Below are 26540 nucleotides of genomic sequence, written 5' to 3' on the forward strand. Positions count from 1 at the left end.
CGACGCACGTATACGGAAAAGGGCCGGAAGCGTCAGCGTCCGGCCCTTTTTTCCTGGCGTCAGCGCGCGGCTGTTACTGCGCCGGCAGCGCCTTGTACGCGGCGATACCGTTCATGATTTCGGCTTTCGCATCTTCCGGACCGAACCAGCCTTCGACCTTGACCCACTTGCCCGGCTCGAGATCCTTGTAATGCTCGAAAAAGTGCTGGATCTGCTGCAGGCGCAGGTCCTGCAGGTCTTCCGGCTTTTGCCAGTGGCTGTAGATCGGCAGGATCTTGTCGACCGGGACGGCGAGGATCTTGGCGTCGCCGCCGGCTTCGTCGGTCATCTTCAGCACGCCAATGGCGCGGCAGCGCACCACCACGCCAGGGATCAGCGCGAACGGCGTGATCACCAGCACGTCGCACGGGTCGCCGTCGTCGGCGATCGTGTTCGGCACGTAGCCGTAGTTGCACGGATAGTGCATCGCGGTGCCCATGAAGCGGTCGACGAAGATCGCGCCCGATTCCTTGTCCACTTCGTACTTGATCGGATCGGCATTCATCGGGATCTCGATGATGACGTTGAAATCGTTCGGCACGTCGCGGCCGGAAGAGACTTTATTCAAACTCATGGGTTTTCCTCGTTGTGCTGGTTATCTGATGACGGAATTATAGCGGAAGATAGTTGTTTCTTGTGCAGCGCAGCAGGCCGGCGCGCGGCCCGCCTGCTGCGTGAAACATCAGAGGATGCTGGCCAGCGCACACTGGCGGAAGTGCGCCGCCGCCTGCTCGGTCTGGCCCAGCGCTTCGTGCATCTGCGCCAGCTTCAGGTGCGACTCGCGCACCATGCGCGACTCGGTGGCGTCCGACAGCGCCTGCTCCAGGTAGCGCTGGGCCTTGCCCCACAGCTTCTGTTTCAGGCACAGCGAGCCGAGCGTGAGCGCCAGCTCGGCGTCGTTCGGGCGCTGCTTGATCCACTGCTCGCAGTGTTCGATCTGCGCCAGCAACGCCGGCGTGCCCGATGACGCCGCGGCGTCGCGGTAGGCGCGCACGACGCGGTCGTCCCACTCGGCCGCCAGCGCTTCTTCGGCGGTGGCGCGCGCTTCCTCGTGCAGTCCGCGCGAATTGAGCGCGGTGGCGGCGTGGGCGGCGATATACGGCTTGATACGGTCGGCCTGCGGCACCGTCGCCCACACCCGCTGGATCGATTCGGCGTCATGCGAGCTATCCGACAGCAGCGCGTCGTACGCCAGCTCGCGCAGGCGCGCCGACAAGGCCGGATGCAGCGCCTTGTGCTTGTCGAGCGAGCGCACCAGGCGCAGCACCTCGGGCCAGTTCTTGGCCTGCTGGTGCGCCTTCATCGACCATTGCAGCGCGTGGATGTGGCGCGTGCCGCTGGCGTTCAGTTCGGCCACCGCTTCGAGCGCCGCTTCCGGCTGGTGGTCGTCGACCAGCAGCTCGGTCACGGTCATCAGGCGCGCCGTCTTCAGGCTGCTGTCGTGCACCGTGCCAGCCAGCCAGGTATCGCGCCGCGCCGGCTCGCGCATGCGGTGCGCCGCGCGCGCGCCGATCAGCGCGGCAAGACCGGCATTCTCGGGCAGGTCGGCCGCTTTGGCGGCAGCTTTTTCGGCGTGGCCGAAGCGGCCCTCGAACAGGGCCTTGAGCGCGTCGCGCAAGCCCTTGTTGCCGTCGCGTTCGCGCTTGCGGCGACGGTAGGCGGCCACCCGCGCCGGCATGCTGGTGGTGGCAAAAAACGCGCGCACCAGCGCATACAGCAGGATGAACAGCAGCACTTCGAGGACGACGAAGAAATTGAGCGACATGTCGATCCGGTGCGGCGGATAAAAGATCACCACGTTGCCCGGGTTGAAACGCGCCGTGACGGCGATGCCGATGGCCGCCGCCATCAGCGCAACTAGCCAGAGAAGGAGGCGCATGTTATGGCTTCGCCTTGTAGGTGCGCACCGCGTTCAGGCTGTCGGCCAGCGTCGGCATGTCGATCGCCAAGTTGTTCGCCTGCACCTGGCGCAACGTGGCCTGGGCGGACTGGGTGGTGCGCGCGCGCGTGTCGAAATACTTGACCAGCATGTCCTGCGCCGTGATCAGGTCGCTGCGGAAGGCGGCCTCGTTGCGCGACAGCAGCGCCAGGCGCGCGTTGAGCAGGCGCAGCTTCAGGTTCTCGCGCAGGAAATACGCTTCGCTCGGCGACAGCATCAGCGCCTCGGGCGTGTCGACGCTGCGCACGCGGATCAGCTGGCGGATCTCGTTCCACATTTCGCCGGTCCAGCCGGTCCACACCTGCTGCACGCGCGCGGTAAACGCATTCGGCTCCGGCGCCGGCTTGCCGGCGACGACGCGGGTTTTCCTGGCCAGCTCGGACGGCGCCACCGGCGTGTGGTCCGACAGCATCGGCAGCTTGTCGACTTCGGCGATGACGTTGTCGATGCGCAGCGCCACGCCCGCCAGGTCGATGCCCGGCAAGGCCTTCAGCTTTTCGATGTCCTTGGCGATGGCGCGGCGGATGGTGATGAACTGCGGCTTGTCGGCGCGCGACAGCGATTTGTCGGCATTGGCCAGCGCGATCAGGGCGCCCTGCACGTTGCCGGCCAGCTGCAGCTGCTGGCTGGCGGTCGACAGCACCTGCTCGATTTCGGCCAGCGCCCATTCGTCGCGGTTCTTCGACAGGTCCTGGTACAGCTGCTCGAGCGCCAGTTGCTGGCTCTGCGCCTCGCTCTGGCGGCTTTCCAGCACGCCTACCTTGGCCTGCAACTCCTTGGTCTGCTCCTGCACCTGGCGCGCCAGCGCGAACGTCTCGTTGCTGGTGGCGTTGCTCTTTTGCAGGCTGCGCGCCACGTCCTGGCGCAGGTTGTTCAGCCGGCTATGGGTCGACCAGGCCAGCGCGGCGAGCAGCAGCAGGAACACGATCACCACTTTCGAGAGCGGCCGCTGCAGCAAATCGGCGAAACTTTCTTCCGACTGGACGGGCGCGGCAGGCGCCGGCGCCATGGTGTGTTCTGGTTGGGTAGGCAATTCGTTCATGCGTGTGATTGTAACGCGGCAAGCAACGAGGCGTCGCCTGATCCCGCGAGGGTGAGCCGGGTAAGGCCAAGGGTGCTTGCCGTTTCGGCGATGCGCGCGTGCGGCACGATCAGATGCTGCTGTTGCATTTTAACTACAGCGGCGCCGTCGCCCAGCTGGCCGATCAGGCCGAGCAGGCCGCGCAATGCTTCCGAACTGGTGATGATCCAGTCGTTCTGCCGTGCCAGCAAGTGGTTCAACGTGGCCGCCAGCTGCGGCGTCAGCGCCGGCACGCGGCGCCGGTAGGCCGCCACCGTGGTGACGTCGGCGCCGGCGGCGCGCAGGCCGTCGCCGATCAGCTCTCGGCCGGTTTCGCCGCGCACCAGCAGCACGCGGCGCCCGGCCAGCGCCGCCAGCTCGAGCGAGGCCAGCAGATGCTCCGAATCGCTGCGCGTCACATCATGCGGGCTGAAGATGGTGGCGTTGCCGTCATGCAGGCCGTGGCTGGCCAGGCAGGCGCGGCTCGCCTCGCCCAGCACCGCCAGCGCCACGCCGTCCGGCCAGCGGTCGATATGGGCAAAGGCGGCGTCGATCGCGTTGGGCGAAACGAACGCGACCAGCGCGTAGCCGCTCAGGTCGGCCAGCGCGGCGCGCAGCGCCGACACGTCCGCCAGCGGCAAGATCTCGAGCAGCGGCAACACCACCGCTTCGCGTCCGAGCGCAGCCACGCTGTCCGCCAGCGCCTGGCACTGGGCCAACGGGCGGGTGATCACCACCGGATCAGGCATCGGCAGCGTCCGCCTGCGCCTTGCATTCGGCCAGGATATCGTGCGCATCCTGTCCCTGCAGCAAGTCGGCCACCTGCTGGCCGAGCCGCTCGGGGGCGTCGGCCGGGCCGCTCGCTGCCGCGGTGGCGAAGCGCTTGCCGTCCGGCGTGCCGACCATCGCGCGCAAGGTCATCTGATCGCCCGTCAACGTGGCGAACGCGGCCAGCGGGATCTGGCAACTGCCGCCAAACACCTTCGACACCTTGCGTTCGGCCGTAACGGCGCGCGCGGTCGCTTCGTGGTTCAGCGGCGCCAGCACGGCGCGCATGTCGACGTCACTGCGCCCGGACAGGATCTCGATCGCCATCGCGCCCTGCCCCGCGGCCGGCAGGCTGTCGGCCGGATCGAGCACGGCGCGGATGCGCTCGGGCAGGCCGAGGCGCTTCAGGCCGGCGGCGGCGAGAATGATGGCGGCGTAGTCGCCCCGATCGAGCTTGCCCAGGCGCGTGTCGAGGTTGCCGCGCAGCGGCTTGATGACCAGCTGCGGATAGCGCGCCGCGATCAGCGCCTGGCGACGCAGGCTGCTGGTGCCGACCACCGCGCCGGCCGGCAAATCGGCCAGGCTGGCGTAGTCGTTCGAGACGAACGCGTCGCGCGGATCTTCGCGCTCGAGCACGGCGGCCAGCTCGAACCCTTCCGGCAAATCCATCGGCACGTCCTTGAGCGAATGGACCGCCAGGTCGGCGCGCCCTTCGGCCATCGCCACTTCCAGTTCCTTGACGAACAGGCCCTTGCCGCCTACCTTGGACAAGGCGCGGTCGAGGATCTGGTCGCCGCGGGTGGTCATGCCGAGAATCCGAATGTCGCAGGTTGGATATAATAAAGACAATTGGGCGCGGACATGCTCGGCTTGCCACATCGCCAGCCGGCTCTCGCGCGAGGCGATAATCAAGGTCGCTGGCGTCAATTCAGTTGCTATCAAAACGGATTCTTTCACTGTCGTTAAGCCTTAAAACGGCGCATGCCAGTTACCGGCCCATGCATAGAATCACAAATTTTATCATGCGGCCCCCTTGCAGACCCCGGCTATCAGCCTTTGCATCAACATTCTCTTTGTGGTGAATATGGACAAATTAGTGGAAAACCCGGCTGCTGCAAACCAGGCCTCCGACAAGGACGCTCCCCTGAAAGAAGACATCCGCCTGCTCGGGCGCCTGCTCGGCGACGTGCTGCGCGACCAGGAAGGCGAAGCCGTGTTCGACGTCGTCGAAACGATCCGCCAGACGGCGGTGCGCTTTCGCCGCGAAGACGACGCCGAAGCGGGCAAGGAACTGACCGACCTGCTGGCCAAGCTGACGCAGGAACAGACCATCTCGGTGGTGCGCGCGTTCTCGTACTTTTCGCACCTGGCCAACATCGCCGAAGACCAGCACCACATCCGCCGCCGCCGCGCCCACCTGCTGGCCGGCTCGAAACCCCAGCAAGGCAGCGTCGGCTTCGCGCTCGGCAAGCTCAAAGCCGCCGGCGTCGCCCGCGACACGGTGCAGACGTTTTTCCGCGACGCCCTGATCGTGCCGGTGCTGACCGCCCACCCGACCGAAGTGCAGCGCAAGAGCATCCTCGACGCCGAACACGACATCGCCCGCCTGCTCGCCGAGCGCGACCTGCAGCTGACGCCCAAGGAACGGCGCGCCAACCTGCAGCTGCTGCAGTCGCGCATCGCCACCTTGTGGCAAACGCGCATGCTGCGCTACTCGAAGCTGACGGTGGCCGACGAAATCGACAACGCCCTGTCCTACTACCGCATCACCTTCCTGCGCGAACTGCCCGGCCTGTACGACGACATCGAGGAAGAGCTGGCGGCGCATTACCAGACCGAACCGGCCGCGCTGCAAGGCGCGCCATTCGTGCAGATGGGCAGCTGGATCGGGGGCGACCGCGACGGCAATCCGAACGTCAACGCCGGCACCATGCAGCAGGCGCTGGTGCGCCACGCCACCACGATCCTCGATTTCTATCTCGACGAAGTGCACACGCTCGGCGCCGAATTGTCGATATCGACCCTGATGGTCAGCGTCAGCCCGCAACTGCAGGCGCTGGCCGACGGCTCGACCGACACGTCGCCGCACCGCAGCGACGAGCCGTACCGGCGCGCGCTGATCGGCATGTACGCGCGCCTGGCCGCCACCGCCCGCGCCCTCGGCGCCACCAACATCTTGCGCAAGGAAGTCGGCCATGCCGCCGCCTACGCCGACGCCAGCGAGTTTTCAGCCGACCTGCAGGTGCTCATCGAGTCGCTGCAAGCGAACCACGGCGCCATCCTGGCGCACCCGCGCCTGGCGCGGCTGCAGCGCGCGGCCACCATTTTCGGCTTCCATCTCGCCTCGCTTGACATGCGCCAAAGCTCCGACGTGCACGAGCGTGTTTTGACCGAACTATTCGCCCGCGCAGGAGTCGAACCATCATATGGTTCGATAAGTGAAGCGCAGAAGGTCGAATTGCTGCTTGCCGAACTGGCCCATCCCCGCCTGCTGTTTTCCCCGTACACCGACTACACCGACGAAACCAACGGCGAGCTGGCGATTTTGCGCGCGGCGAAGGAAATCCGCGAGCGCTATGGCGTGCGCGCCATCCGCAACTACATCATCTCGCACACCGAGACCGTGTCGGACCTGCTCGAAGTGCTGCTGCTGCAAAAGGAAACGGGCTTGTTGCGCTCCGGCGCCGGCGAACTCGATGCGATGGTGGTGCCGCTGTTCGAGACCATCCCCGACCTGCAGCGCGCCGCCGGCATCATGGCCGAGTGGATGGCGCTGCCGCTGGTGGCGCAGCTCATTCGCAGCCATGGCCAGCTGCAGGAAGTCATGCTCGGCTACTCCGACTCGAACAAGGACGGCGGCTTCCTCACCTCCAACTGGGAGCTGTACAAGGCCGAGATCGACCTGGTGAAGGTATTTGCCGACGCGCGCGTCAAGCTGCGCCTGTTCCACGGCCGCGGCGGCACCGTCGGGCGCGGCGGCGGGCCGAGCTACGAGGCGATCCTGGCGCAGCCGCCGGGCACGGTCAACGGCCAGATCCGCCTGACCGAACAGGGCGAAATCATCGCCTCGAAGTTTTCGAACGCCGAAATCGGCCGCCGCAACCTCGAGCTGCTGGTGGCCGCCACGCTGGAGGCGAGCCTGATGCCGCACGTCGAAGGCGGCGTGCACAGCCAGCGGCTGGCCGGTTTCGAAGCGGTGATGGCCGACCTGTCGCAGCGCGCCTACCAGGCCTATCGCAACCTGGTCTACGAGACGCCGGGCTTCACCGACTACTTCTTTGCCGCCACGCCGATCGCCGAGATTGCGGAGCTGAATCTCGGTTCGCGCCCTGCCTCGCGCAAGTCGACGCGCCGCATCGAAGACCTGCGCGCCATTCCGTGGGGTTTTTCGTGGGGCCAGTGCCGGCTGTTGCTGCCCGGCTGGTACGGCTTCGGTTCGGCCATCGGCGGCTGGATCGCCGACGGCGCGCGCGACGAGCGCATTGCCACCTTGCAGGCGATGCTCCAGGAATGGCCGTTCTTTGCCACCTTGCTGTCGAACATGGACATGGTGCTGGCCAAGACCGACCTGGCGATTGCCTCGCGCTATGCCGACCTGGTGCCGGACGCCGCGCTGCGCGAGCGTATCTTCAAGCGCATCTCGGGCGAGCACGGCAACACGCTGCGCTGCCTCGAGACGATCACCGGCGCGCACGAGCGGCTGGCCGGCAACCCCTTGCTGGCGCGCTCGATCCAGAACCGTTTCGCCTACCTCGATCCGCTGAACCACCTGCAGGTCGAGCTGATCCAGCGGCACCGCGCCAACGCCGGCGCCCCGGTGTCGGCCGACAACCGGGTGCACCGCGGCATCCACCTGTCGATCAACGGCGTCGCCGCCGGCTTGCGCAACACCGGCTAGCGTTCACCCCGCTGGGGTCAGTGCCGGCAAACGCACACGGCCTCAGCGACCTACCTAGTGGCGCAGTTGCAACAATTCTTATTCCCTAAGACATTTGTTAAAAGTCGGCTTAGAATTACCGGTCCCCCTCCTACCTGGACGCGCTGATGAACCGGCGGCGCCTCAAGTCGACCAGCCTTGCCGTTGCCGCCGTCCTGCTTGCGCTGGTCAGCGCGGCCGGCGTCGCACACGTTGTGCAAATTTTCCCGCTGCCGACCGCGCTGCTGTCGCTGTTGCTGACATTGGCCGCGGCCTGCGCGCTGTCGCTGCTGTGCATCCGCCGCCTGCTCGCCACGCGCGATGCCATCGCCAACGAGTTTCGCAAGTTGCACGCCGACGAGGCGGGCCAGCACCAGGAAGCGCAGCGGGCGCTGGCGATGAGCGAGCTGAAGCTGCGCGAAGTCATTTCGATCATGCCGATGACGCTGTTCATCAAGGACCCCGAATCGCGCATGCTGATGATGAACAAGGCCGCCGAGCAGCAGTTCGGCTTCGATTTTTCGGTCGTGTCCGGCAACAACGCGCACACGATGTTTCCGCCCGAGCAGATGGCGGTGTTCCTCGCCAACGACCGGGCCGCGTTCGCCAAGGGTGAGCTGGTGATCCAGGAAGACTTGACGTTTAGCCACTCGCACAATGAAGACCGCGTCTTGCAGACGTTCAAGAAACCGATCTTCGACGCCGTCACCGGCGAACCGGATTTTCTGATCTGCATGAGCGTCGACACGACGGACCGCAAGCGCGCCGAGCAGGCGCTGCAGGCATCCTACCTGCAACTGCGCCAGTTGATGGCGCACTTGGACGAGGCCAAGGACGAAACGCACCGGCGCCTGGCGGCGGCGATCCACGACGAACTGGGTCAGAACCTGATGGCGCTGAAAATCGATATCGAGATGCTGCACAACCGCGCCGGCGAACGCCATCCCCGACTGCGCGGCAAGGTCGGGCACGCGCTCGACACAGTCAATGCCAGCATCGGCTCGGTGCGCGCAATCATCAACGAGCTGCACCCGAACACGCTGGCGCTTGGCCTGACCGCGGCGATGGAGTGGCTGGTTGGCCAGTTCGAGGCGCGCAGTGGCATCGCCACGACGCTGAGCGTCAGCGGCGCCGACGCGGGCGGCCACGACCCGCGCCGCGCCGCTGGCCTGTTTCGCATCGTGCAGGAGACGCTGCTCGATATCTTGCAGCATGCGCAGGCGATGCAAGTGGAGATCACCGTCGCGTTTGGCGTCGAGCAACTGTCGATCACGATCGTCGACGACGGCATCGCCTCAACGGAACGCGCAGCAAGCGACGCGGGCGGCGTGGGCCTGCGCGGCATCCGCGAACGGGTAAATATGTTCGGCGGCCAGATGCTGGTCGCGCGGCGCGGCGGCGGCGCCGGCACCAGCGTGGTGATCGTCATGCCGGCCGCGGCGGGGGCGGTCGAACTGGCGGTCGTCGAATAGGTCGGTTACGGTTCGTTCGAGCGCAAACTGTTCACGGCGCGGGCGCTGCGCGGCTCGGCGGCGGCATTGTGCTGCGCGCAGCGACCAATGCCGCTTGCGATGAAGCTTTCCTGCCGGTAAAGTTAGCCGAACGACCACATTAGCATACTGGCATGCCACCAAAAAAGAGCCGGCGGTAATGTAAGCAAGCTAAATGAAATCCAGCTACACTTCTTGCAACATGGGAATTACTTCATTTACGCCGCCGGCCGGCTTCATCGATTTGCTCAACGACGCCGTCTGCGCGGTCGATGTGGACGGCCGTTTCGTCTACCTGAGCGCGGCGTGCGAGCGCATTTTCGGCTACACGCCGGAGGAACTGGTCGGCACGGCGATGATCGAGCTGGTGGCGCCGGAGCACCGGGCGCGCACCTTGGCTGCCGCGGCGGATGTGATGGCCGGCGCGGCCCAGCACAATTTCGAGAATTGCTACATGCGCAAGGATGGCCGCCGGGTCGACATCATGTGGTCGGTGCGCTGGTCCGAAACCGACCAGCTGCGCGTTGCCGTGGCGCGCGACGTCACCGCGCGCAAGCGTGGCGAGTCGATGCGGGCGGCGATGTACGCCATCTCGGAGGCGGCCCACGCGGCCAAGGATCTGGTATCGCTGTGTCCGCTGATCCACCGGATCGTCAACGAACTGCTGCCGGCGCCCGGCTTTGCGATTGCCCTGCGCGACGAGCTCGATCAGTTGAGCTTTCCGTACAACGTCGACGAGCACGGCCGACCGGCCGCAGCGCCGTTGCCGGGCGCCGGCGCACTGTGCGCGCACGTGGCGCAGGTCGCCCGCCCGTTGCTGCTGACGCCGGAAACGCTGCCGCTGCTGCCGGCCGAGCTGCGCGAAGCGGCTAGGAGCGCGGCGCCGTACTGGCTGGGCGTGCCGCTGCCAGCGTCGGGCGGCGCCATCGGCGCGCTGGTCGTAAGCGGCTCGCCTGAATCGGCGTACTTCACCGACGAGGACAAGGAGCTGCTGCAGTTCGTTTCCGGCCAGGTCGCCACAGCCATCGAGCGCCTGAGGCTGCACGAACAATTGCACTACCTGGCGCAGTACGATGCCCTGACCCGGCTGCCGAACCGCCAGCTGTTCCATGACCGGCTCGATTCGGCGCTGGCGCGCGCGGCCCGCAACGGCACCGGTTTTTCGCTGCTGTACCTCGACCTCGACAAGTTCAAGCTGGTCAACGACGTGCACGGCCACGCCGCCGGCGACCTGCTGCTGCACCAGATGGCCCAGCGCATCACGCAATGCGTGCGCGAGGAAGACACGGTGGCGCGCATCGGCGGCGACGAATTCGTCGTGCTGCTCGAAAGCGTCGCGCAGACGGACGACGCGGCCAGGGTCGCCGCCAAGATCGCGCTGGCGATGGACGAGCCGTTCCGCTTCGGCAACCTGTGCCTGGACGCACGCGTCAGTATTGGCATCGCCGCGTATCCCCGCCACGGCGGCAACGCGCAGCAGTTGCTCAAGCACGCCGACGAGGCGATGTATGGCAACAAGAAGCGCGCGCGGGCCGAGGGGTCGGACCCGATTGTTCCTTTGGAGGCTGACCCCGCTGTCGTTGGCGTCAACGACACCGGGGCTTGACCCCAACGGAAAAACCGGGTCAGACCCCTCGGTCGTGGTGCCCTCGGTCACAGCCATGAAAAAACCGCCAGCCGAAAGAATCGGACTGGCGGTTTTTTTGATGCGAGCAACCGATCAGTGGTTGTGCAGGAAGCTCTTCAGCTTGTCCGAACGCGATGGCTGGCGCAGCTTGCTCATCGCCTTCGCTTCGATCTGGCGAATCCGCTCGCGCGTGACGTCGAACTGCTTGCCCACTTCTTCCAGCGTGTGGTCGTTCGACATTTCGACGCCGTAACGCATGCGCAGCACCTTCGCCTCGCGCGGCGTCAGCGAGTCGAGCACTTCCTTGATGACGTTGCGCATCGACGCGTGCAGCGCGGCGTCGAGCGGCGCCAGGGTCGCGTTGTCCTCGATGAAGTCGCCCAGCTGCGAATCGCCGTCCTCGCCCATCGGCGTTTCCATCGAGATCGGCTCTTTGGCGATCTTCATGATTTCGCGCACTTTGTTTTCCGGCATTTCCATCTTCAGCGCCAAGGTCGCCAGGTCCGGCTCGCTGCCGGTTTCCTGCATGATCTGGCGCGAGATGCGGTTCATCTTGTTGATCGTTTCGATCATGTGCACCGGCACCCGGATCGTGCGCGCCATGTCGGCGATCGAACGCGTGATGGCCTGGCGAATCCACCAGGTCGCGTAGGTCGAGAACTTGTAGCCGCGGCGGTATTCAAACTTGTCGACCGCCTTCAGCAGGCCAATGTTGCCTTCCTGGATCAGATCGAGGAACTGCAAGCCGCGGTTGATGTACTTCTTGGCGATCGAAATTACCAGGCGCAAGTTGGCAACCGTCATCTCGCGCTTGGCGTGACGCGCACGCTTTTCGCCGGCGGCCATCTGCTTGTTAATCTTGCGCAGGTCGGCCAGCGGCAGCGCCACGCGCGCCTGCAGGGCGATCATGCGCTTCTGGTGTTCCTTGATGGCCGGAACGTTACGGCCCAGCACTGCGCTGTACGGATAGTTGGCGTTGACTTCGCCGTCGACCCAGTCCAGATCCGTTTCATTGCCCGGGAAGACCTTGATGAAGTGGGCGCGCGGCATGCCGCAGCGGTCGACGCAGATTGCCAGCACCGCTTTTTCGATGTGGCGCACTTCGTCCATCTGGTGGCGCAAGGTGTCGCACAGCTTCTCGACCACCTTGGCGGTAAAGCGAATGCCCAGCAGTTCGTTCGAGATCACTTCCTGCGCCTTGACGTAAGGCTTCGAGCCGTAGCCTTCCTTCTCGAACGCCTTCGCCATTTTCTCGAACTGCGCTTCGATCAGGTGGAACTTCTCCAGCGCGCCGCGCTTGAGCTGATTGAGCTGCTCGGCCGAGAAGCCAGCTGCGCCGCCATTGGCGTCGCCGTCTTCTTCTTCGACTTCCTCGTCGTCTTCCTCATCGTCGTCGGATGCGGCCACGTGCGGCGCCGGCGTTTGCGGCGTCGACGGCTCGTTCAGGTCGACGAAACCGTCGACCACTTCATCGACCTTGATCTCGTCGCGCTCGATTTTATGCGACAGCGCGATGATTTCGGCGATCGTCGTCGGGCACGCCGAAATGGCCTGGACCATGTCCTTCAGGCCGCCCTCGATGCGCTTGGCGATTTCGATCTCGCCTTCGCGCGTAAGCAGCGCGACGGCGCCCATTTCGCGCATGTACATGCGGACCGGGTCGGTGGTGCGGCCAAAGTCGGAGTCGACCGTCGACAGCGCGGTGGCGGCGGCAGCTTCGACTTCGTCGTCGCTGGTGGCGGTCGGCACGTTGTCGCTCAACATCATCGTGTCGGCGTCAGGGGCGCGCTCGTAGACGGCGATGCCCATGTCGTTGAAGGTGGCGATGATGCCTTCGATCGCTTCCGGATCGACGATATTTTCAGGCAACTGGTCGTTGATCTCGGCGTGGGTCAGGAAGCCGCGGTCCTTGCCCATGTTGATCAGGTTCTTGATCTGGTTACGGCGACGCTCGAGGTCCGCTTCCGACGTTTTCGGATCGGCCGCCAGCGCGCCGGCCAGGCCGCCCTTGGCCTTGCGCTCTTTCAGCTTCGAGACGGCCTTCAGTTCGGCGCGCTCGACCGCGTTGATCCCGGCCACTTCGTCATTTTCAGGCGTGAACTCGCTCGGTTTGCGGCCGCGGCGGCCAGGCACCTTGACCGACGGCAGCAGGTAGCCGGACGTGTCGATCGCCGCCAGGGTGGCCGCGTCGGTGGTCTGGCTGACCGACTGCCCGCCGGTGATGATCACGGTCGGCTCGACGTCGGTCTTGCGGATGCGCAGCTTGGCCACCTTGACCGCGACCGGCGCGGCAACTTCTTCAGCGACGACGTCGGCTTGCTTGACGGCAGCCAGCTTCGAGACGCGCTTGCGCACCACCGTCGGCGTCGGCGCCGGCGCAGCGTCAGCCGCAGGCACGTCATCGATCGGCGCCGAATGGGCTTCGGCTGCTGCAGGGGCCACCGCCAGGCGCGAACGGGTCTTGACGACGGTCACCGGGGCGGCGTCCTCGGTCTCGAGAAAGTACGAGGTCGCCGTTTTCGGGACGGCCAACGGCGCGGCCACTTTGCGCGGCGCCTTCTTGGCGGTCAGTGTCAGGGTCTTGGCGGTGTTCTTGGTCATTAATAACTCTCCAGTCGCGGCGGTGCGCGCCAGCGAAGTCAAAAATCCAGCGGGGCCCGAAGTGCCGGGCCCGATGGAAGGTGTTCGGGAATACCCCCTACCTGAGGGCGAGGCGGCCCAAAATCAAGCTGGGCGGAACGCGGCGGTGCCGAGTGGGGCCTGGCGAAATCGGACGTGCTGTGATCAAAGTGGCGCTATGCATGGCAGAAAAAAAAAAGCCCGATACGGGACCGGGCTTGAATCTATTTTCCTAAGAGAATAGAGGAGACAGGTGCAATTATGCCCGAAGCAAACGCATCACGATAATGAAAAGAACCCATAACCGTTATAACGAAAACTTATACTACGGGGCAACACTCGTTTCTTCCATGCTCTCCGGTACGTCTGCGCTGCCTCAAGTCGTGCGCAGAGCAAGGGGCGGATCATACACGATTTCGCCTGACGCCGCTCGCCGGCGACGACTTCAGCCCCGACCCCGGCAGTGGCAAAACAACACGTCACCCAATTGCGGCCGCACTTACGAAAGTACCCATGCTATCCTTCCGGTTCCAGCTCTTACAATGAAGTCAATGAATACAACTAGCCCTGTCGAGGAAGTCGTCGACACCCCGGCCCCCGCACCGGCCGCACCAGCGGCAATGAGTGCGCGTACCCTGCTCAAACAACTGCAGCAACAGTTTCCCGCTTTCCGCAATTGCCTGCCGCTTGCCATCGGCATCGACAAGCAGTTGCTGGCGCGCCTGCCCGACCTCGACCGCAAGACCATGCGCGCCGCGCTCGGCATCCACACCGGCTCGCTGCGCTACCTGCGCGCGATGGAAAAAGCGACGCTGCGCTACGACCTCGACGGCACAGCCGGCGCGGAAGTGACCGACACCCACCGCCTGCACGCCAAGGAAGTCTTGCAGCAGCGCTTCAAGAAAGAAGCCGAGCGCAAAAAGGCCGAACGCGACGCCGCCCAGGCCGAGGAAGCGAACCGGATGCGCCAGGAAAAGCTGCTGCAGCTGGCGTCGAAGTTCTCGCGCAACTAACGGGCTCATGCTGACCGACCAGGAAGAATTGCTGCCGCCTTACGACGGCATCAAGCTGGCCGACGTGCGCATGGTCAAGTCCGACCGCGACGCCGCCGACGCCCTCAAGGCGCTGCTGGCGATGGACGTGCTCGGCTTCGATACCGAATCGAAGCCGACGTTCCTGAAAGGCGAAGCGTCGACCGGGCCGCACCTGGTGCAGCTCGCCACGGACGAGGCGGCCTACCTGTTCCAGATCGGCGCCATGCCGGCCGTCGCGGTGCTCAAGGCGGTGCTCGAATCGACCACGATCCTCAAGGTCGGGTTCGGCTTATCGGACGACGTCAAGCGCCTGAAAGCCAAGCTCGGCATCGAGACCAGCAATGTGCTTGATCTGTCGACGGCGCTGCGCAAGAATGAGCGCAACACGCTCGGCGCCAAGACGGCGGTGGCGCGCTTTTTCGGCCAGCGACTGCAAAAATCAAAGAAGATCACCACCACCAACTGGGCGCTGCCGCGGCTGACCGAAAAGCAGATCCTGTACGCCGCCGACGACGCCCACGTGGCGCTGAAGATCTATCGCCGCTGGCGCATCGACCAGGCTGCGCAGTAACGCCTTAGGCTACGGTTCGCATTTCGCCCGCAGCAGCGGGAACTCGACCACGCGCTTCACACCTTTGCGAACTCCTTCAATGGTAGCCATCACGCGCGCATCGTCCTGGCGCAGGTAGGTCACGCGCTGCGGAAAATCGTGCGCCGTGTTTTCGAACACGATTTCCGAGTCGCTCATGCGTATTTGCGTGAACGTGGCTTCCGCCTGGCCGGCGGGAATCGCCGTAAACAGCAGCCGGCCGTCGGGCGATTCGTGAATGCGCATGAATTCGAAGTCGACCGTCCTGCCAGCCTTCACCGTGCGCGCCATGCCGAGCATCGTCGCGCCGACCGGCTGCATCCATTGCTCGCCCGAGCCGGCCTGCTTCCCTTCGCTGGTCCAGCAGCCGGCCAGCCACGCCAGCCCGGCTACCTTCTGCGCGCTTGCCGGCGCACAGACACTGGCCAGCACGACGATCGACGTGGCGGCGCGAACAGCGTTCAATATTTGCGGCATCGGATTCTCCGTGGGGCACGTGTGAAGTATGGTGTGGGTATTGTATAGAGGAGTGTAGCGATGGAGCCAACAATTCTTGCCGAACTGATAGCGACTTTACGGGAGCGCTTCGCGAAAAACGTTCGCCGCCACGAGGGGCTAGCCTGGGCGCAGGTGCAGGCCAAACTCGAGGCCAGTCCCGGCAAGCTGAAGGCGCTGCACGAGATGGAGATCAGCGGCGGCGAACCGGACGTCGTGGGTGTCGATGAAGCGACCGGCGAGTTCATCTTCTGCGACTGTTCGCCGGCAACGCCAAGCGGCCGGCGCTGCCTGTGCTATGACCGCGCCGCGCTCGACGCGCGCAAGGAAAACAAGCCGCGCGGCGGCGCCCTCGAGATGGCTTCGACGATGGGGATCGAGGTGCTGACCGAAGACCAGTACCGGCAGCTGCAGGCGCTCGGAGAATTCGACCGCAAGACGTCGAGCTGGGTGCTAACGCCGCCGGCGATCCGAAAGCTTGGCGGCGCCCTGTTTTGCGACCGGCGCTACGACCAGGTCTTCCTGTATCACAACGGCGCTGAATCGTACTACGCCGCGCGCGGTTTTCGCGGCCGGCTCAAGGTCTAGGATCGGGCTTGCGCACGCAGGCAGCGCCGTACCCGACCAGGCCGATCAAGACCAGCACGATCGGAATCAGGCCAGGCTCGCTGTCGGCGTAGATCTTTGCCGCCATGAGGACGGCGCCGATCGCCAGGATGATCATGGAAAGCGTCTTGTGCAGCTTTGTTGTCGAGGTGCGCATCGTTCGCTCCGGTGTGTGGGTTTGGCGCCATCATCGCGCAGCATTGTGCGGGCATCGTGAAGTCCGCGTGAAGCGTGAACCGTCCTGATCTTGCCAAACACGCTATCCTTGAGGCTTGGCGCCCCAGCGCGATTTCTACAGCAAAGTTTCCCATGCCCTCCACCGCTAGCACGGCCCGCATCGCCGTCCTGTTGTTCATCGGCGCCCTGCCCGCCATCGCCGCCGACCGGCCCGCGGTGCTGCCCGACACCATGGCGCAGCGCGTCATCGCCTGCACGTCGTGCCACGCCAAGGACCAGGGGACCGATGCGTTTTTCCCGCGCATCTCCGGCAAGCCGGCCGGCTACCTGTACAACCAGCTGATCAACTTTCGCGAAGGCCGCCGCCAGTATCCTTTGATGACCTACATGGTCGACTACCTGCCCGACGCCTACCTGCGCGAGATCGCCGAGCACTTTGCGGCGCAGCACCTGCCGGCGCCGCCGATCCAGCCGACTGCCGTATCGCAGGCCGTGCTCGAGCGCGGCAGGCAGCTGGTGCTGCAGGGCGACTCCGCCATCAAGGTACCCGCCTGCATCGCCTGCCACGGCGAGAAACTGACCGGCGTGGCGCCCGCCATTCCCGGCCTGGCCGGCTTGCCGCGCGATTACGTCAACGCCCAGTTCGGCGCGTGGCGCAACAAGGCGCGCCGCGCCCATGCGCCCGATTGCATGGCCGACATCGCCAATCGCCTGAGCCTGGCCGACGTCGCCGCCATCTCCAGCTGGCTCGGTGCGCGCCCATTGCCGGCCGATCCGGCGCCGGCCGTCGCCATCGCCCGCCCGCTGCCGATACCCTGCGGCAGCACGCCGGACTGAGACCGCCATGACCCGTAAAATCCTGATCGTTCTCGCCGCCCTGGCGGCCGCCGTCCTGCTGGCCGTGATCGTCGCCTGGCCGCGCGAGCAATTCGTGCCGGCGGCGTCGCCGGCCGCAGTCGCATCCACGCCGGAAAACATTGCGCGCGGCGCCTACCTGGCGGCCGCCGGCGACTGCATGGCCTGCCACACGGTGCGCGGCGGCGAGAAGTACGCCGGTGGCCGGGCGATGGAAACGCCGTTCGGCGAGCTGCACGTGCCGAACATCACGTCCGACCGCGACACCGGCATTGGCGCCTGGAGCGCGGACGACTTCTGGCGCGCGCTGCACAACGGCAAGTCGCGCGATGGCCGCCTGCTCTACCCGGCCTTCCCGTACACCAACTACACCAAGGTCACCCGCGCCGACGCCGATGCGATGTATGCCTTTTTCCAAAGCGTGCCTGCCGTCAAGCGGAGGAACACCCCGCACCGGCTCAACTTTCCCTACAACCAGCAGATCGCGCTGGCCGGCTGGCGCCTGATGTACTTCACGCCTGGCGTGTTCGAGCCGGTGCCGGCGCAGTCGCCGGCGTGGAATCGCGGCGCTTACCTGGTCGAAGGACTTGGCCACTGCAGCGCTTGCCACAGCCCGCGCAACGCCGCCGGCGCCATCGAAGGCGGCCTTGGCGGCGGCCTGATTCCGACCATCGGCTGGTACGCGCCGTCGCTGACGTCGGATGCGGAAGCGGGCCTGGGCAGCTGGGCGGTGCCGGAAATCGTCCAGCTGCTCAAAACCGGGCAGTCGCCGCGCTCCACCGTGTTCGGGCCGATGGCCGAAGTGGTCTTCAAGAGCCTGCAGCACGTCAGGGAACCGGACGTGGCGGCGATGGCGATTTACCTCAAATCGCTGCCGGCCGCACCAGCGCCGACGCGCGAGCCGATCAAGGGGCCGCAGGTCGACCAGCTTATCGCGCAAGGCAAGAACCTCTACGAGACGCACTGCATCGATTGCCACGGCGCCGACGGCAAGGGCTTGCCGCCGGCCTACCCGCCGCTGGCAGGCAACCGCGCCATCACGATGGATCACTCGGTCAATGCGGTGCGCATCGTGCTCAATGGCGGCTTCGCGCCCGGCACCGCCGGCAATCCGCGCCCGTACGGCATGCCGCCGTTCAGCCATCTCCTCGACGACGCAGAGGTCGCCGCGGTGGCGAGCTACATCCGCGCCAGCTGGGGCAACACGGCGCCGCCGGTCAGCACCGCCGAAGTGAATCGCTACCGCAGCACGCCACTCGACTAAAAGCTGGTGTCAGGTCTGACATTCGGACATTTCGATGATAGAAGCTGGTGTCAGGTCTGACATTCGGACATTTCGATGTTGGAATGTCCGAATGTCAGACCTGACACCAGCGTTGCGGCGCTACACCATGTCGGCAAAGCCGAGCCGGTCGGTGGTGGCGTTGCGCGCGTCGTCGACGCTGATCTTGTGGCCCGACAGCAGCGCTTCGAGCGACGCGTTCATCGTGTGGCAGCCGGCATCGGTGGTGCTGTTCATGTGCGCGCGGATGCCGGAAATGTTGCCCGTCTCGAGCATGCGCGTCAGCGCCGGCCCCGGCGTCAGGCATTCGGTGGCCAGGTAGTAGCGGTTGCCCTCGCTCGACGGCAGCAGCGCCTGGCACAGCACGCCGCGCAGGGCATACGCCAGCGCCTGCGACTGCGCTTCCGAGTTGCCCAGCAGGCGAATCATCTTCTGCAAGCCCAGCTCGGTCGAGCGCGCGTGCAGCGAGGCGAGCACCAGCGGGCCCGATTCGGCCAGCGCCAGCGCTTCCTGCGCCGTCTGCGCATCGCGGATTTCGCCGATGACGATCACGTCCGGGCGCTCGCGCAGCGCGTCCAGCGCGCCCAGGTAGTAGCTCTCGACGTCGCCGTCGACGCCCACTTCGCGCTGCGTGACGATGCACTTGCGCTGCGGGATCAAGGTCTCGACCGGGTCTTCGATGGTGATGATGTGGCCCGAGCGCTGCTTGTTGATCTCGTCAAGCATCGAGGCGATCGTCGTCGACTTGCCCTGGCAGGTGTCGCCGATGATCAGCACCAGGCCGCTGGTGAGCTTAGCGAATTCCTGCTCGTCGCGATGCAGCCCCAGCTCGGCCAGCGCCACCGGCTCCTTCGGAAAGCGCCGGATGACGCAGCCAAGCCGCTTCTTGCCCTGGAAAGTAAAACAGTTGGCGCGGATGCGCGCCGTGTGCAGGTCGATCGAGCGGTCGAACGCGCGATCGGCGATCCGCTCGGACCAGTTCGGCTCGATGACTTCGAAGAACTCTTCCAGCTCCTCCTTGGTGATCGGCGAATCGGTCACCGCCACCAGACCCTTCGGCTGGCGCAGCATCAGGGGGCTGTTCTGGTGGATGATGATGTCGGAAAAAATCAGCCGCGAGTTGAGCAGGTGCAGGATCTGCTCGACGAGCGTGCCGAACACCGGATGGTCTTCATTTTCGACGTACGACAGGGTGCGAATCTGGGAGGACTGGTGATTTTCCATCGGGCGGACTCGGCAGGTGAGAGTGTGAATGGCGCCAATTATAAGACCATCATCGACAAAAAGATTGCATTATCGAAATATAATTTTTGTCGCCACAATCGCCTGCCGGCGCCGGCCCGATCAGCGGAAGCGGTTGCGGTGCCCGGTCTTCAAATCGAGCGAAAACTTGACGCCGCCATCGGTGACGATCACTTCGTCGGGCGGCTCGTCGCCGGCCAGCGCGCCGGCCACCAGCGGCAGCCCTTCGCCCTTGCGCACCAGGTCGTCGCAGCGCTCGTAGACGTTCTTGCAGCCGGTGCCTGCCAGCAGCGCCTGCACGATCGGCACCTTCCACGCCTCGACGCCGCCGGCCTGGAATTCGCAGATCAGGTAGCCGTCCTTGCCGCCGAACGATTCGACCAACAGGCCCGGCAAGCCGTCCGCCTCGGCGTTGACCAGCTTGACGACCTGGTCCGGCCTGGCCTTCTTCGCCGCCGGCGCGCTCTTGGCCAGCGCCGCCTGCACGCGGCCCTTGATCAGCGCATGGTCGACCGGCTGCGCCTCGTCGAACGTCCACACGCGCGCGCGGATCTGCGACTTCGAGTTGTACGCGGCGCGCGCCAGAAATTTCTTCGCCGACGACTGCACCACGGCGGTCGAGCCGGGCTTCATCTTTTCGTTCGGCTTGCCGTCGACCTTGTCGATGGCGGACGCGTAAATCCAGGGTTCGCCGGCCAGCAGGCTCTTTTCCTTGCCCTGTATGATGGTAATGATAAGCATGAGTTTCCAGTGAATTGATGCCGGGCGCCTGCCCGACCCCGCCATGATACCGCCTCGGAGGCGGGAAATTGCATTCTGTGCGGCGCTGCCTGCAGTCTGTCGCAAACGGCCAGCGCCCGGCGCCGCGCTTTTCTACTATGGGGTCCATTACTACAAACAAGGAAAACCACCATGAACACTCGCCTGACCCGTCCCCTGAACGCCCTGATGCTTGCCCTGTGCAGCGCTGCCATCGTCGTACCCGCCGCGCCCGCGCTGGCGGGCAGCTGGAACTCCGAGCGCGTCAGGGGCAGCGGCCAGGTCAAGACCGAAGCGCGCGCCCTCGGCCACTTCAACGGCGTCGCGCTGGCGCTGCCGGGCAGCGTCGAACTGCGAATCGGCAATACCGAAAGCATCACCGTCGAGACCGACGACAACCTGCTGCCGCTGATCGATACGGTAGTCGAAAACGGCACCCTCAAGATTCGCGCCGCCAGGCGCAACGTCAACTTCGACACGCGGCGCATGAAGTTCGTGGTGCAGGCCAAGGGCGTCGAGACGCTGGCGGTGGACGGCTCCGGCTCGATCAACGCCGACGCACTGCGCGGCTCGAAGGTGACGGTCGCCATCGGCGGCTCCGGTTCGATCAACGTCAAGAGCATCGACAGCGAGTCGCTGTCGGTCAACATCGGCGGCAGCGGCGACCTGAAGGTGCATGGTGGCGCGGCCAAAAGGCTCAGCGTGGCGATTGCCGGCTCCGGCGACGTCGACATGGGCCGGCTGCAAAGCACCGACGCCAGCGTCAACATCGCCGGCTCGGGCGACGCCACGATCGCCGTGCGCGACCAGCTGAAAGTGATCATCGCCGGCTCGGGCGACGTCAACTACTACGGCGACCCGCGCGTGAGCACAACGGTCGGTGGCTCGGGCAGCGCTATCAAACTGGCCGGCGCGCCGCGTTAAGTTCAGGCTGCAGGGCCCGGCGAAACCCTTAGTGGTGCGCGTGCCCGACGCCAGCCGCCTTCGGCGCCGCATACGTCAGCGCCTTGACCGGCGCGTTGACGACGACGGTCTCACGCTTGCCCTGCTTGCGTTCGACCAGCAGCGACAGCGGCACGTTTTCGCCCTCCTTGAGCTGCTTGTTCAGGCCCACCAGCATGATGTGGTAGCCGCCGGAGGCCAGGTTGACGGTTTCGCCGGCCGGCAGGTCGATGCCATCGACTTCGCGCATTTTCATCATCTGGCCGACCATTTCCATCTTGTGAATTTCGACCGACTTGGCCACCGGCGAACTGGCCGACACCAGCCGCGCGGCGTCGGCCGAGCGCAACTGCATGAACGCGCCGCTGGCCTTTTGCTGCGGCACGGTGGCGCGCACCCAAGGCTCGCTGACGGTGGTCTGGGCAAACGCGGTGGCGGCAAATGCGATCGAAGCGATCAGCGCGAAAAATGGCTTTTTCATTGAAGTTCCTGGAAAAATAAGTATGCTGAGGGCGAAGCGATTATAGCGCAGGGGCCGATACCATCAGCTCAAAGACCGTCGGCTTCGCCAATGGCGAGCACGACGATGCAGGTGCAGATTCGGGAAGTCTACGCGTGCTCCGAATCAGCGCTCTTCCTTGTACGGCTCGCGCTCCACCAGCACCGTGTCGACACTGTCGGTCAGCCAGATCTGGCCGTCCTGGATGGTGCACTGCAGCTGCATGTTCCGGTTCGCCATTTTCTGCAGCTGCACCGCCGCGTCGCTCGGAATGTTGATCACCGACAGATTCTTCGCCCGTTCGAGCTTGTTGGCGATCTGCTTGAACCAGATATGACTGGTCGCGCCGTAGCTGTACACCACCACCTTTTCGGCGCGCCCGCACGCCTTCATCAGGCGCTTGTCGTCCGGCTGGCCCACTTCCACCCACAACTCGATCGCGCCGGTCAGGTCCTTCTGCCACAGGTCCGGTTCGTCCGTGTCGAACAAGCCCTTGGTAAACGTCAGCGATTCGCTCGCATTGATGGCGAACGCCAGCAGCCGGATCATCATCCGTTCGTCGGTCTCCGAAGGATGGCGCGCCAACGTCAGCAAGTGCTGCTGATAGTAGTTGCGGTCCATGTCCGCGATCTGCAGTTCGGCTTTGTAGATTGTCGCTTTAAGTGCCATTGATGCTCGATGAAGGTAAAGTTATTTGAAGACGACAGTCTTGTCGCCGTTTTGCAAAATGCGGTGCTCGACGAACCACTTGACCGCGCGCGCCAGCACCACGCACTCGACGTCGCGCCCGATCGCCGTCAGCGCCTCGGCCGTCATCGCATGGTCGACGCGCTCGACATCCTGCTCGATGATCGGGCCTTCGTCGAGGTCGCCGGTGACGAAGTGCGCCGTCGCGCCAATCAGCTTGACGCCGCGCCGGTGCGCCTGCGCGTACGGCTTGGCGCCCTTGAAGCTTGGCAGGAACGAGTGGTGGATGTTGATCGCCTTGCCGGCCATCGCTTGGCACAGGCCCGGCGACAAAATCTGCATGTAACGCGCCAGCACCACCAGGTCGATGCGGTGGTTGGCCATCAGCTCGAGCACCTTCGCTTCCTGCGCCAGCTTGGCTCCCTCGTCGGCGCCGGTCGCCAGCGGCAGATGGTGGAACGGGATGTTGTAGCTCGCCGCCAGCTGGTAAAAGTCCATGTGGTTCGACACGATCGCCGGAATTTCGACCGGCAGCAGGCCGCTCTTGTAGCGAAACAGCAGGTCGTTCAGGCAGTGCCCGATCTTCGACACCATCAGCATCACGCGCGGCTTGGCACGCGCGTCGTGCAGCTGCCACGTCATCTGCATCGGCGCGCACAGCGCGGCAAAGCCGTCGCGCAGGCCGGCGTCGCTCACCGCCGCATCCTCCAGCGCGAAGTGCACGCGCATGAAAAACAGGTTCGACTCGCTATCGCCAAACTGGGCCGAGTCAATGATGTTGCAGCCGTGCTCGGCCAGGAAACCGGACACGCGATGGACGATGCCGCGCTGGTCAAGACAGGAAAGGGTCAGGATGTATTCGGGCTGCGTCATGGGCATCAACGGTGCGAAAAGTGGGTCGGGCAAGCCCGCCATTGTCGCACGCGACGGCAGATTTTCAATCATGGCAAAAATAGCACGACCGTGCAATTTACGGTATAGTTGCTCGCTCCATCCCCAACCAAGGAAGCGCCATGTCCGACACCACCCTGCTGAACCAGCAATTTCGCCTCGCCGCGCGCCCGGTCGGGCTGCCCAAGCCGACCGATTGGCAGATGACGAGCGAAGCGGTGCGCGACATCGGCGACGGCGAAATCGTCGTCAAGGCGCTGTACCTGTCGCTCGACCCGGCCATGCGCGGCTGGATGAACGAGGGCAAGTCGTACATCAAGCCGGTCGGCATCGGCGACGTCATGCGCGCCGGCGGCGTCGGCGTGGTGCTGGCGTCGAAGTCGCCCAAATTCGTCGTCGGCGATCACGTCTCCGGTTCGATCGGCGTGCAGCGCTTCTGGGTCGGCGCGGCCGACGACAAGTACGGCGCCTTCTTCAAGATCGATCCAACCATGGCGCCGCTGGCGACCTGGCTCAACACGCTCGGCATGCCCGGCATGACCGGCTACTTCGGCCTGCTCGAAGTGGGCCAGCCGAAAGCGGGCGAAACGGTGGTGGTGTCGGGCGCGGCCGGCGCGGTCGGCCAGACCGTCGGCCAGGTCGCCAAGCAACTCGGCTGCCGCGTGGTCGGCATTGCCGGCGGCAAGGACAAGTGCGACTTCGTCGTCAAGGAACTCGGCTTCGACGCCTGCATCGACTACAAGGCCGGCGACGTGCGTGCCGGCCTGAAAGAATATTGCCCGAACGGCGTCGACGTGTACTTCGACAATGTTGGCGGCGACATCCTCGACACCGTCCTCACCCGCATCAACATGCGCGCCCGCATCGTCATCTGCGGCGCCATCTCCCAGTACAACAACACCGCGCCGGTCAAGGGACCGTCGAACTACCTGTCGCTGCTGGTGAACCGCGCGCGCATGGAAGGCATCGTCGTGTTCGATTACGCCGACCGTTACCACCTGGGCGTGGCGGCAATCGGCAAGTGGCTCAAGGAAGGTAACTTCAAGAGCCGCGAAGACGTTGTTGACGGCCTGGAGAAATTCCCCGACGCGCTGCTGATGCTGTTTACGGGCAAAAACTTCGGCAAGCTGGTACTCAAGGTCGCCGACGCTTGACCGGTCCCTTCACGAGACACTCAACCGATCCGACTTCACCCGATTGAAAAGGTCTGACCTAAAGGTCAGACCACCGCAGCACCTGCATTGTTCCCGCTTCGCCTCCTTCGCTTGACCAATCCCACCTGCAGCTCAAATTGCCTGAACTTGGCGTGTCAAACGTCGTCTACCTGAAGTTCCATTCATGGCCACGTGCATCGCTGCCATGCGGCGCTATTTTCCGACCGACTCAAGCTGAGGACAACATGCAATCATTCAACGACAACCCCGCCCTGCGCGCGCAGCTCGAATCGCAGGTCGACTTCATGACCGAATTTACCCAGCGGGCGTACGACGCCATTCGCCAGCTAAGCGACATCAACCTGAAACTGGCACGCCAGTCCACCGAGAGCGCGCTGTACGCCGGCCGCGAACTGCTCTCATGCAGCGACCCGGCCAGGTTTATCGAGACGGCGATGAAGCAGGTGCCGCCGGCCAACGAGCGCATGCGCGTCTATCAGCAGCAGTTGCTCGGCATCATCACCGGCGCCCAGCAGGACTTCACGCGCGCGGCCGAAGCGCGCATTCCCGACGCGAGCCTCTACGCCCGCGCGGCCGCCGACGCCGCCGGCGACGTGGCGCGCCAGGCCGCGGCCGGCAACGTGGCGGTCAGCGGGTCGGCCAGCGGGTCGGCGCAGCCCGGCGGCGACTGGCCCGACCACGACAACGCCAGCGGCGCCACGCACTGACCGCCACTACCACGCACATCAGGAGCTCACCATGAAACGCAAACAGAAAGACGGCGCAGCCGATGCACTCGAGCTGCTCAGGGCCGACCACGAGAAGGTCAAGACGATGTTCCGCGAGTTCGACACGCTCAAGGGCAAGGACGACGAGGACCGCCGCAAGACCGAACTGGTCGACGAAATCTGCTACGAGCTGACCTTGCACGCGATGCTCGAAGAAGAGATCTTCTACCCGGTGCTGCGCAGCGCGATCGATGACGACGAACTGCTCGACGAGGCCGACATCGAGCACGCCGGCGCGCGCGAGCTGATCGGCCAGCTCGAAGTGATGATGCCCGGCGACGACCACTTCGACGCCACCGTCACGGTGCTCGGCGAGGAAGTCGGACACCACATCGACAAGGAAGAAAGCGAATTGTTCGATGCGGCGCGCAACGCCGGCATCGACCTCGACGACCTTGGCGAGCAGCTCGCGGCGCGCAAGGAAGAACTCGAGGAAGACCTGTCGTCGCCGCCGTCGACGATCGACGCGATGGCGCCGCACGAAGGGGCGCGCCGCCAGCCGCGCGCCCCGAACTAGGGCGGAACTAAAGGGCTGCCCCTACCTCTAAATCCACGAGCGCATCAATGCGCGCGCCCGGCGCGGGACCATCCCCCCGGTTTTCAGCACAGTGTGCACACAAGGAGATCGACATGGCGACAAGCAAAGAAAGTAGCGGTGGCAAAGGCGCCACCTCGGGCGGCAACGCCCAGAAGAGCGGACCGGCCAAGCGCGGCTTTGCCGCAATGGACCAGAACCAGCAGCGGGAGATCGCCAGCAAGGGTGGCCAAGCCGCACACCAGAAAGGAACGGCGCACGAATTCGACTCGGAGGAAGCGCGCCGGGCCGGACAAAAAGGCGGCGAGGCGGTCAGCCGCGACCGTGAACACATGGCCGACATCGGCCGCAAAGGGGGCGAAAGCCGGCAGTCGGCCAACCGCGCCGCCGCCGCTGCCGCCGCCGCCAACGCACCGAAAGGCAACCGCCAGGGCAACAAGGAGGAATAGGCCCATGCTGCAGGCGCCGTGCGCGGTGGCCTGCATGCCGGACCGGCATGGCTTTCAATGAGCGATTTGAACAAGCGCTTTGAACAACGCTTCACGTT

The 26540-nt window shown here is 65.1% G+C and carries 26 protein-coding genes; 13 read left to right on the forward strand and 13 right to left on the reverse strand.

The genetic code is table 11. The features are described from left to right. Nucleotides 1-73: 73 nt before the first annotated feature. The 5 genes from ppa to hemC all read right to left on the reverse strand — a co-directional run bounded on the left by ppa (nucleotide 74) and on the right by hemC (nucleotide 4733). Entirely contained in the window at nucleotides 74-613 is a 540-nt protein-coding gene (gene ppa / locus CR105_RS16295) for an inorganic diphosphatase (protein ID WP_099790049.1), read from the reverse strand. Nucleotides 614-721: 108 nt separating this feature from the next. Beyond that, nucleotides 722-1918 carry a heme biosynthesis protein HemY gene (locus CR105_RS16300; RefSeq protein WP_099790051.1) on the reverse strand — a complete coding sequence of 399 codons (1197 nt, stop codon included), beginning with the start codon at nucleotides 1916-1918 and terminating at the stop codon, nucleotides 722-724. A 1-nt stretch (nucleotide 1919) separates the two neighbouring features. Then, nucleotides 1920-3020, reverse strand: coding sequence for a uroporphyrinogen-III C-methyltransferase (locus CR105_RS16305; protein ID WP_099790053.1), 1101 nt, complete (start codon nucleotides 3018-3020; stop codon nucleotides 1920-1922). Then, nucleotides 3017-3787 (reverse strand): uroporphyrinogen-III synthase, encoded by a 771-nt coding sequence (locus tag CR105_RS16310; protein ID WP_099790055.1) that lies wholly within the window; start codon nucleotides 3785-3787, stop codon nucleotides 3017-3019. The genes CR105_RS16305 and CR105_RS16310 overlap by 4 nt, the downstream gene beginning before the upstream one ends. After that, nucleotides 3780-4733, reverse strand: coding sequence for a hydroxymethylbilane synthase (gene hemC, locus CR105_RS16315; RefSeq protein WP_267873899.1), 954 nt, complete (start codon nucleotides 4731-4733; stop codon nucleotides 3780-3782). Before hemC ends, CR105_RS16310 begins: the two co-directional genes overlap by 8 nt. A 157-nt stretch (nucleotides 4734-4890) precedes the next feature. Between hemC and ppc the strand changes: the two genes are divergently transcribed. The 3 genes from ppc to CR105_RS16330 all read left to right on the forward strand — a co-directional run bounded on the left by ppc (nucleotide 4891) and on the right by CR105_RS16330 (nucleotide 10818). Beyond that, nucleotides 4891-7704 carry a phosphoenolpyruvate carboxylase gene (gene ppc, locus CR105_RS16320; RefSeq protein WP_099790057.1) on the forward strand — a complete coding sequence of 938 codons (2814 nt, stop codon included), beginning with the start codon at nucleotides 4891-4893 and terminating at the stop codon, nucleotides 7702-7704. 146 nt (nucleotides 7705-7850) lie between these two features. Next, nucleotides 7851-9194: a PAS domain-containing sensor histidine kinase gene (locus CR105_RS16325; RefSeq protein WP_099790059.1), complete on the forward strand. Its 1344-nt coding sequence runs from the start codon at nucleotides 7851-7853 to the stop codon at nucleotides 9192-9194. Nucleotides 9195-9387: 193 nt separating this feature from the next. Next, complete coding sequence (locus tag CR105_RS16330; protein ID WP_229413972.1) at nucleotides 9388-10818, forward strand: sensor domain-containing protein; 1431 nt, start codon at nucleotides 9388-9390, stop codon at nucleotides 10816-10818. 114 nt (nucleotides 10819-10932) lie between these two features. On the opposite strand, the gene rpoD is transcribed toward CR105_RS16330, so the two are convergent. Beyond that, complete coding sequence (gene rpoD / locus CR105_RS16335; protein ID WP_099790063.1) at nucleotides 10933-13440, reverse strand: RNA polymerase sigma factor RpoD; 2508 nt, start codon at nucleotides 13438-13440, stop codon at nucleotides 10933-10935. 569 nt (nucleotides 13441-14009) lie between these two features. On the opposite strand from rpoD, the gene CR105_RS16340 reads away from it, so the two are divergent. Further along, nucleotides 14010-14471: a ProQ/FINO family protein gene (locus tag CR105_RS16340; RefSeq protein ID WP_370660688.1), complete on the forward strand. Its 462-nt coding sequence runs from the start codon at nucleotides 14010-14012 to the stop codon at nucleotides 14469-14471. A 7-nt stretch (nucleotides 14472-14478) separates the two neighbouring features. Then, complete coding sequence (locus tag CR105_RS16345; RefSeq protein WP_099790067.1) at nucleotides 14479-15063, forward strand: 3'-5' exonuclease; 585 nt, start codon at nucleotides 14479-14481, stop codon at nucleotides 15061-15063. 9 nt (nucleotides 15064-15072) lie between these two features. On the opposite strand, the gene CR105_RS16350 is transcribed toward CR105_RS16345, so the two are convergent. After that, the gene (locus CR105_RS16350; RefSeq protein WP_099790069.1) at nucleotides 15073-15558 is read right to left on the reverse strand and encodes a DUF6265 family protein; all 486 of its coding nucleotides are present in this window, start codon (nucleotides 15556-15558) and stop codon (nucleotides 15073-15075) included. A 60-nt stretch (nucleotides 15559-15618) separates the two neighbouring features. On the opposite strand from CR105_RS16350, the gene CR105_RS16355 reads away from it, so the two are divergent. Beyond that, nucleotides 15619-16164, forward strand: a complete 546-nt coding sequence (locus tag CR105_RS16355) for a DUF4256 domain-containing protein (RefSeq protein WP_099790071.1) — start codon at nucleotides 15619-15621, stop codon at nucleotides 16162-16164. Here CR105_RS16355 and CR105_RS16360 read toward each other — a convergent pair. Beyond that, nucleotides 16154-16339 carry a hypothetical protein gene (locus CR105_RS16360; protein WP_099790073.1) on the reverse strand — a complete coding sequence of 62 codons (186 nt, stop codon included), beginning with the start codon at nucleotides 16337-16339 and terminating at the stop codon, nucleotides 16154-16156. The genes CR105_RS16355 and CR105_RS16360 overlap by 11 nt on opposite strands. Nucleotides 16340-16491: 152 nt before the next feature. Between CR105_RS16360 and CR105_RS16365 the strand changes: the two genes are divergently transcribed. After that, nucleotides 16492-17196, forward strand: coding sequence for a c-type cytochrome (locus CR105_RS16365; RefSeq protein WP_099790075.1), 705 nt, complete (start codon nucleotides 16492-16494; stop codon nucleotides 17194-17196). Nucleotides 17197-17203: 7 nt separating this feature from the next. Further along, complete coding sequence (locus CR105_RS16370) at nucleotides 17204-18478, forward strand: cytochrome c (RefSeq protein ID WP_099790077.1); 1275 nt, start codon at nucleotides 17204-17206, stop codon at nucleotides 18476-18478. Nucleotides 18479-18598: 120 nt separating this feature from the next. Here the strand turns inward: CR105_RS16370 and CR105_RS16375 are convergent, their stop codons facing one another. Then, on the reverse strand, nucleotides 18599-19720 hold the full coding sequence (locus CR105_RS16375; protein WP_099790079.1) for a type IV pilus twitching motility protein PilT: 1122 nt from the start codon (nucleotides 19718-19720) through the stop codon (nucleotides 18599-18601). A gap of 120 nt (nucleotides 19721-19840) precedes the next feature. Next, nucleotides 19841-20479, reverse strand: a complete 639-nt coding sequence (locus CR105_RS16380) for a class I SAM-dependent rRNA methyltransferase (RefSeq protein ID WP_099790081.1) — start codon at nucleotides 20477-20479, stop codon at nucleotides 19841-19843. A gap of 171 nt (nucleotides 20480-20650) precedes the next feature. On the opposite strand from CR105_RS16380, the gene CR105_RS16385 reads away from it, so the two are divergent. Continuing rightward, nucleotides 20651-21421, forward strand: a complete 771-nt coding sequence (locus CR105_RS16385; RefSeq protein ID WP_099790083.1) for a head GIN domain-containing protein — start codon at nucleotides 20651-20653, stop codon at nucleotides 21419-21421. A gap of 28 nt (nucleotides 21422-21449) precedes the next feature. On the opposite strand, the gene CR105_RS16390 is transcribed toward CR105_RS16385, so the two are convergent. From CR105_RS16390 to purU, 3 genes are all read right to left on the reverse strand, one after another. After that, nucleotides 21450-21920, reverse strand: a complete 471-nt coding sequence (locus tag CR105_RS16390; protein WP_099790085.1) for a copper chaperone PCu(A)C — start codon at nucleotides 21918-21920, stop codon at nucleotides 21450-21452. A 144-nt stretch (nucleotides 21921-22064) separates the two neighbouring features. After that, complete coding sequence (locus CR105_RS16395) at nucleotides 22065-22607, reverse strand: YaeQ family protein (RefSeq protein ID WP_099790087.1); 543 nt, start codon at nucleotides 22605-22607, stop codon at nucleotides 22065-22067. A 21-nt stretch (nucleotides 22608-22628) separates the two neighbouring features. Next, complete coding sequence (purU, locus tag CR105_RS16400) at nucleotides 22629-23498, reverse strand: formyltetrahydrofolate deformylase (protein ID WP_099790259.1); 870 nt, start codon at nucleotides 23496-23498, stop codon at nucleotides 22629-22631. A gap of 140 nt (nucleotides 23499-23638) precedes the next feature. Between purU and CR105_RS16405 the strand changes: the two genes are divergently transcribed. The 4 genes from CR105_RS16405 (at nucleotide 23639) to CR105_RS16420 (ending at nucleotide 26442) form a co-directional block, all read left to right on the forward strand. Beyond that, a complete protein-coding gene (locus CR105_RS16405; RefSeq protein WP_099790089.1) occupies nucleotides 23639-24670 on the forward strand; it encodes an NADP-dependent oxidoreductase in 1032 nt (343 codons plus the stop codon). Nucleotides 24671-24915: 245 nt separating this feature from the next. Beyond that, nucleotides 24916-25398, forward strand: coding sequence for a phasin family protein (locus CR105_RS16410; protein ID WP_099790091.1), 483 nt, complete (start codon nucleotides 24916-24918; stop codon nucleotides 25396-25398). A gap of 31 nt (nucleotides 25399-25429) precedes the next feature. Next, the gene (locus CR105_RS16415; protein ID WP_099790093.1) at nucleotides 25430-25975 is read left to right on the forward strand and encodes a hemerythrin domain-containing protein; all 546 of its coding nucleotides are present in this window, start codon (nucleotides 25430-25432) and stop codon (nucleotides 25973-25975) included. 113 nt (nucleotides 25976-26088) lie between these two features. Continuing rightward, nucleotides 26089-26442, forward strand: a complete 354-nt coding sequence (locus CR105_RS16420; protein WP_099790095.1) for a KGG domain-containing protein — start codon at nucleotides 26089-26091, stop codon at nucleotides 26440-26442. Nucleotides 26443-26540 lie beyond the last annotated feature (98 nt).

Source organism: Massilia eurypsychrophila, assembly GCF_002760655.1.
Classification (GTDB): domain Bacteria; phylum Pseudomonadota; class Gammaproteobacteria; order Burkholderiales; family Burkholderiaceae_D; genus JAFCUW01.

What these genes read in the sequence shown, in the direction of transcription:
- ppa (WP_099790049.1), bottom strand. Translation starts at nt 613, where the DNA reads ATGAGTTTGAATAAAGTCTCTTCCGGCCGCGACGTGCCGAACGATTTC.
- CR105_RS16300 (WP_099790051.1), bottom strand. Translation starts at nt 1,918, where the DNA reads ATGCGCCTCCTTCTCTGGCTAGTTGCGCTGATGGCGGCGGCCATCGGC.
- CR105_RS16305 (WP_099790053.1), bottom strand. Translation starts at nt 3,020, where the DNA reads ATGAACGAATTGCCTACCCAACCAGAACACACCATGGCGCCGGCGCCT.
- CR105_RS16310 (WP_099790055.1), bottom strand. Translation starts at nt 3,787, where the DNA reads ATGCCTGATCCGGTGGTGATCACCCGCCCGTTGGCCCAGTGCCAGGCG.
- ppc (WP_099790057.1), top strand. Translation starts at nt 4,891, where the DNA reads ATGGACAAATTAGTGGAAAACCCGGCTGCTGCAAACCAGGCCTCCGAC.
- CR105_RS16325 (WP_099790059.1), top strand. Translation starts at nt 7,851, where the DNA reads ATGAACCGGCGGCGCCTCAAGTCGACCAGCCTTGCCGTTGCCGCCGTC.
- CR105_RS16330 (WP_229413972.1), top strand. Translation starts at nt 9,388, where the DNA reads ATGAAATCCAGCTACACTTCTTGCAACATGGGAATTACTTCATTTACG.
- rpoD (WP_099790063.1), bottom strand. Translation starts at nt 13,440, where the DNA reads ATGACCAAGAACACCGCCAAGACCCTGACACTGACCGCCAAGAAGGCG.
- CR105_RS16340 (WP_370660688.1), top strand. Translation starts at nt 14,010, where the DNA reads ATGAATACAACTAGCCCTGTCGAGGAAGTCGTCGACACCCCGGCCCCC.
- CR105_RS16345 (WP_099790067.1), top strand. Translation starts at nt 14,479, where the DNA reads ATGCTGACCGACCAGGAAGAATTGCTGCCGCCTTACGACGGCATCAAG.
- CR105_RS16350 (WP_099790069.1), bottom strand. Translation starts at nt 15,558, where the DNA reads ATGCCGCAAATATTGAACGCTGTTCGCGCCGCCACGTCGATCGTCGTG.
- CR105_RS16355 (WP_099790071.1), top strand. Translation starts at nt 15,619, where the DNA reads ATGGAGCCAACAATTCTTGCCGAACTGATAGCGACTTTACGGGAGCGC.
- CR105_RS16360 (WP_099790073.1), bottom strand. Translation starts at nt 16,339, where the DNA reads ATGCGCACCTCGACAACAAAGCTGCACAAGACGCTTTCCATGATCATC.
- CR105_RS16365 (WP_099790075.1), top strand. Translation starts at nt 16,492, where the DNA reads ATGCCCTCCACCGCTAGCACGGCCCGCATCGCCGTCCTGTTGTTCATC.
- CR105_RS16370 (WP_099790077.1), top strand. Translation starts at nt 17,204, where the DNA reads ATGACCCGTAAAATCCTGATCGTTCTCGCCGCCCTGGCGGCCGCCGTC.
- CR105_RS16375 (WP_099790079.1), bottom strand. Translation starts at nt 19,720, where the DNA reads ATGGAAAATCACCAGTCCTCCCAGATTCGCACCCTGTCGTACGTCGAA.
- CR105_RS16380 (WP_099790081.1), bottom strand. Translation starts at nt 20,479, where the DNA reads ATGCTTATCATTACCATCATACAGGGCAAGGAAAAGAGCCTGCTGGCC.
- CR105_RS16385 (WP_099790083.1), top strand. Translation starts at nt 20,651, where the DNA reads ATGAACACTCGCCTGACCCGTCCCCTGAACGCCCTGATGCTTGCCCTG.
- CR105_RS16390 (WP_099790085.1), bottom strand. Translation starts at nt 21,920, where the DNA reads ATGAAAAAGCCATTTTTCGCGCTGATCGCTTCGATCGCATTTGCCGCC.
- CR105_RS16395 (WP_099790087.1), bottom strand. Translation starts at nt 22,607, where the DNA reads ATGGCACTTAAAGCGACAATCTACAAAGCCGAACTGCAGATCGCGGAC.
- purU (WP_099790259.1), bottom strand. Translation starts at nt 23,498, where the DNA reads ATGACGCAGCCCGAATACATCCTGACCCTTTCCTGTCTTGACCAGCGC.
- CR105_RS16405 (WP_099790089.1), top strand. Translation starts at nt 23,639, where the DNA reads ATGTCCGACACCACCCTGCTGAACCAGCAATTTCGCCTCGCCGCGCGC.
- CR105_RS16410 (WP_099790091.1), top strand. Translation starts at nt 24,916, where the DNA reads ATGCAATCATTCAACGACAACCCCGCCCTGCGCGCGCAGCTCGAATCG.
- CR105_RS16415 (WP_099790093.1), top strand. Translation starts at nt 25,430, where the DNA reads ATGAAACGCAAACAGAAAGACGGCGCAGCCGATGCACTCGAGCTGCTC.
- CR105_RS16420 (WP_099790095.1), top strand. Translation starts at nt 26,089, where the DNA reads ATGGCGACAAGCAAAGAAAGTAGCGGTGGCAAAGGCGCCACCTCGGGC.